General features: G+C 70.0%; 3 protein-coding genes and 1 pseudogene. All 4 read left to right on the forward strand.

Annotation, left to right across the window (positions count from 1 at the left end):
• Window positions 1-66: 66 nt before the first annotated feature.
• The 4 genes and pseudogenes from G6R25_RS22235 to G6R25_RS29345 all read left to right on the forward strand — a co-directional run bounded on the left by G6R25_RS22235 (window position 67) and on the right by G6R25_RS29345 (window position 4062).
• Entirely contained in the window at window positions 67-1743 is a 1677-nt protein-coding gene (locus tag G6R25_RS22235) for an ABC transporter substrate-binding protein (protein WP_163554448.1), read from the forward strand.
• Between the two features lie 49 nt (window positions 1744-1792).
• Window positions 1793-2731 (forward strand): annotated as a pseudogene (locus G6R25_RS22240) (ABC transporter permease).
• A 222-nt stretch (window positions 2732-2953) separates the two neighbouring features.
• On the forward strand, window positions 2954-3817 hold the full coding sequence (locus G6R25_RS22245) for an ABC transporter permease (protein WP_205447351.1): 864 nt from the start codon (window positions 2954-2956) through the stop codon (window positions 3815-3817).
• On the forward strand, window positions 3814-4062 hold the full coding sequence (locus G6R25_RS29345; RefSeq protein WP_272871466.1) for an ATP-binding cassette domain-containing protein: 249 nt from the start codon (window positions 3814-3816) through the stop codon (window positions 4060-4062). Before G6R25_RS22245 ends, G6R25_RS29345 begins: the two co-directional genes overlap by 4 nt.
• Window positions 4063-4082 lie beyond the last annotated feature (20 nt).

Raw genomic sequence — 4082 nt, forward strand, 5'->3', positions numbered from 1 at the left:
CGTCCCGTCCGTCCCGTCCATCCCGTCCGCTTGTCGCGGAACGTCACAAGGGGGAGCACCATCACCATGTCCACGTCGCACCGTTACCGAACGAGGCGACGGCTGGCCGCTACAGCCGTCTCCGTCCTCGCGGCCGTCTCCCTCGCGGCCTGCGGGAGCGGCGGCTCCTCCAGCTCCGCGACCTCCGGAACCTCCGCGGCCGGCGGCGCCCAGGACGGCAAGCCCGTCCCCGGTGGCCGCCTGAAGATCGCCTTCTGGTCGGACTTCCAGTCCTGCATCGACCCGAACCAGGTGTACTGGATCGAGTCCCGCAGCATCGACCGCAACCTGGCCGACTCGCTGACCGATCAGGACCCCAAGACCGGCAAGATCGTCCCCTGGCTCGCCACGAGCTGGACGGTGAGCCCTGACGTCACCTCGTACACGTTCAACCTGCGCAAGGACGTGACGTTCAGCGACGGCACCAAGCTCGACGCGACCGCGGTCAAGACGGCCTACGACGGGCTGCACGACCTCGGCGCCAAGTCGACGCTCGGCCTCACCTACCTCGCCGGCTACAAGTCGACCACCGTCGTCGACCCGTACACCGTCAAGGTCGACTTCGCCACGCCCAACGCCGCGTTCCTGCAGGCCTCCTCGACGACGACGGCCATCCTGTCGCCGGCGACCTACAAGGAGACACCCGAGGCGCGCTGCGCCGGCAAGATCGTCGGCTCGGGTGAGTTCACCCTCGACAGCTACTCGGCCGGCAAGTCGGCGAAGCTCACCAAGCGCACCGACTACGCCTGGCCCAGCTCGCTGATCACCAACAAGGGCGCGGTGTACCTCGACGGCATCGACGTCAGCTATATCGCCGAGGACAACGTCCGGGTCGGCAGCCTGACCAACGGCACGATCGACATCGCCTGGCCGCGCCAGCCGATCACCTCCGCCGACCAGGAGGTCATCAAGGCCTCCGGCACCACCATCCAGACCCGCGCCCTGCCCGGCATCATCGGGCTGCTCGTCCCGAACGTCACCGCCGGCCGGCCGCTGTCCGACCTCCAGGTGCGCAAGGCGCTGTACAAGGCCCTGGACCTGAACAGCTACGCCAAGACCGTGTACTGGGACGGCTACCCGGCGGCCAAGAGCTCGGTGACCTCGACCACCCCGTACGCCGCGGACCAGTCCGCCAAGCTCGCCTACGACCCCGCCGGGGCGGGCAAGCTGCTCGACGGCGCCGCCTGGGCGCTGGGTTCCGACGGCTACCGCCACAAGGACGGCAAGAAGCTGACCCTGACCTACCTGACCAACGCGGCGAGCCCCGGTGACCAGCTCGTGCAGGACCAGCTCAAGAAGGTCGGCATCGACTACCAGATCAAGGTCGTCACGGCCGCGCAGCTCACCCCGACCGGCAACGCCGGCGACTGGGACTTCTCCGGCGGCTACCTGACCCGGGCGGACCCGAGCGTGCTCGGCTCGTCGCTCGACCAGGCCGTGTCCAAGCAGTACACGGCGAAGTACTCCCAGGACCCGGCGACCGCGGCGAAGATCAGCGCACTGTTCGCCAAGGGGCTGTCCACGGCCGACCCCACCCAGCGCGCCGCCGCCTACAAGGACCTGCAGGACGCCTTGATCGACAACGGGGTGGCCTACCCGCTCTACGACCGGCTGCAGACCGCCGGCGTCTCGGGCAAGGTGCACGGCTTCGCGTGGACCTCGGAGAGCTTCCTGCGCGCCAACGACATCTGGCTGTCCAAGTAGGACCCCGCAACCCAGGACCGGAACCCACCATCGTAGGACCGGTACCCACATGCCCCGCTATCTCGCCGGTAGGTTCGCCCAGGCACTTCTCGTGCTCTGGGCGGCCTACACGGTCACCTTCATCATCCTGAACGTCCTGCCCAGCGACCCGATCACCCTGCAGCTCAGCGCGGGCGGCGCCGACGTCAGCCAGCTCACCGCGGCGCAGCTGCACGACCTCAAGGCGCAATACGGCCCTGGACGACCCGATCATCATGCAGTACTTCCACCACCTGTGGGGGCGCTGCACCTCGACTTCGGGATGTCGCTGACGCAGAACGTCTCGGTGGGCTCGCTCATCACCGACAAGCTGCCCTCGACGATCACGCTCACCGCCGTCGCGGTCGTGGTCATGCTGGTGCTCGGCCTGGGCATCGCCTTCCTCGCCACCTACGTCCAATGGCGCCCGGCGCGCACGCTGCTGGCCCGGCTGCCCGCCGTCGGCGTCTCGCTGCCGCAGTTCTTCGTCGGGCTGCTGCTCATCCAGATCTTCTCGTTCTCGCTGACCTGGCTGCCCGCGACCGGCACCCACGGCTGGCGCACCCTGGTGCTGCCGGCGATCACGCTGGCCCTGCCGGGCTCCGCGATGCTCGCCCAGCTGCTCACCCGCAGCCTCAACGACACCTGGCGCGAGCCTTACATCACCACCGCCCGGGCCAAGGGCCTGTCCCGCTGGGCGATCCAGGTCCGCCACGCGCTGCGCAACGCCTCGCTGCCAGCGCTGACCCTGCTCGGCGTGCTCGTCGGGTACACCGTCGTCAACGCGGTCGTCGTCGAGACGGTGTTCTCCCGCAACGGCATCGGCCAGCTCGCACAGCAGGCGGTGCTCGGCCAGGACGTGCCGGTTGTCCAGGCCATCGTCCTGATCGCGGCGGCCCTGTTCGTCGTGGTCGACCTGCTCGTCGACCTGCTCTACTCGCGCGTGGCACGCGCGGGTCGAGCAGCCTGAGGGGGACCGCACCGATGCCCGACAAGATCCTCTCCCCGAAGTCCGACCGCGTGCCCGACCGCGGGCCCGACCTCGTCGCGGCGCCGGAGCAGCGCGCCGCCGAAGCCCGCGCCGCCGCCTCCGCCGCGGCCGCGCCACCGGTTGCGCCGGTTGCCGTCGCGACCGATCTCGCGGCGGCGGGCGGCGTCGACCGCCGCACCGGCACCCGCACCGGCAGCAGCGGTGGGCGACGCCGGTGCGGGCGGGGAGAATCGGCGGCGCCGGGACGACCTGTTCGCAGCGGCCGGACCGCTGCTGCGCCGCCCGGGGTTCGTCCTCGCCGCGCTGTTCGTCGCCTTCGTGATCGTGTCGGGCCTCCTACCCTCCCTGTTCACCTCGTACAAACCGTCCGCGACGGCCCCGACCGACAAACTGAAGGGGCCGAGCCTGGACCATCTGTTCGGCACCGACGAACTCGGCCGGGACCTGTTCAGCCGGGTCCTGCACGGCTCCACCCTGACCATCAAGGCGACCGGCGGTGCGGTGCTCATCGCCATCGTCGCGGGCCTGGCCATCGGCGTCGTCGCCGGCTTCTTCGGCGGCTGGGTCGACAGCGTGCTCATGCGGATCATCGACATCCTGCTGGCGATCCCGATGCTGCTGATGACCCTGGTGATCGTCACCGCGCTCGGGTTCGGCCTGCTGCCGATCGCGATCGCTGTGGGGGTCACCATCACCCCCACCTTCGCCCGCACCACCCGAGCCGAGGTGCTCCGGGTGAAGGAACAGCCCTACGTGGAGGCGGCGCGCACCGGCGGCGCCTCCTGGGGCCGGGTGCTGCTGCGCCACATCCTGCCGAACTCGTGGGGGCCGGTGTCCGTGCTCGCGGTGCTCGACTTCGGCACGGCCGTGCTCACCATCTCCTCCTTGAGCTTCCTCGGGTTCGGCACGCCGCCGCCCGCCGCCGAGTGGGGCACACTGATCTCCAACGGCCGCAACTTCCTCATCACCAGCCCCTGGCTGTCGCTGCTGCCCGGTCTGTTCGTCGGTCTGGTCGTGTTCAGCCTCAACCACATCGCCCGCACCTTCGAGGAGATCCAGCGATGAGCACCGAGGCGGCCCTCGACGGCCCGGCCGCGCGGGCCGACACCGGTCCTATCGTGGAACTGTCCGGACTGTCCGTCGGCTACCGCCAGCGCGGACGCACGGCCCTGGCGGTCGAGGACGTCGACCTCACGATCGCCCCCGGGGAGACGGTGGCCGTCGTCGGCGAGTCCGGCTCCGGCAAGACGACGACGGCGAACGCGATCCTCGGGCTGCTGCCGTCCAACGGGGTGATCACCGCCGGGTAACTGGTCAGATCGTGTAGATC

Origin of the sequence: Candidatus Frankia alpina (genome assembly GCF_902806485.1) — a bacterium.
Classification (GTDB): Bacteria; Actinomycetota; Actinomycetes; order Frankiales; family Frankiaceae; genus Frankia; species Frankia alpina.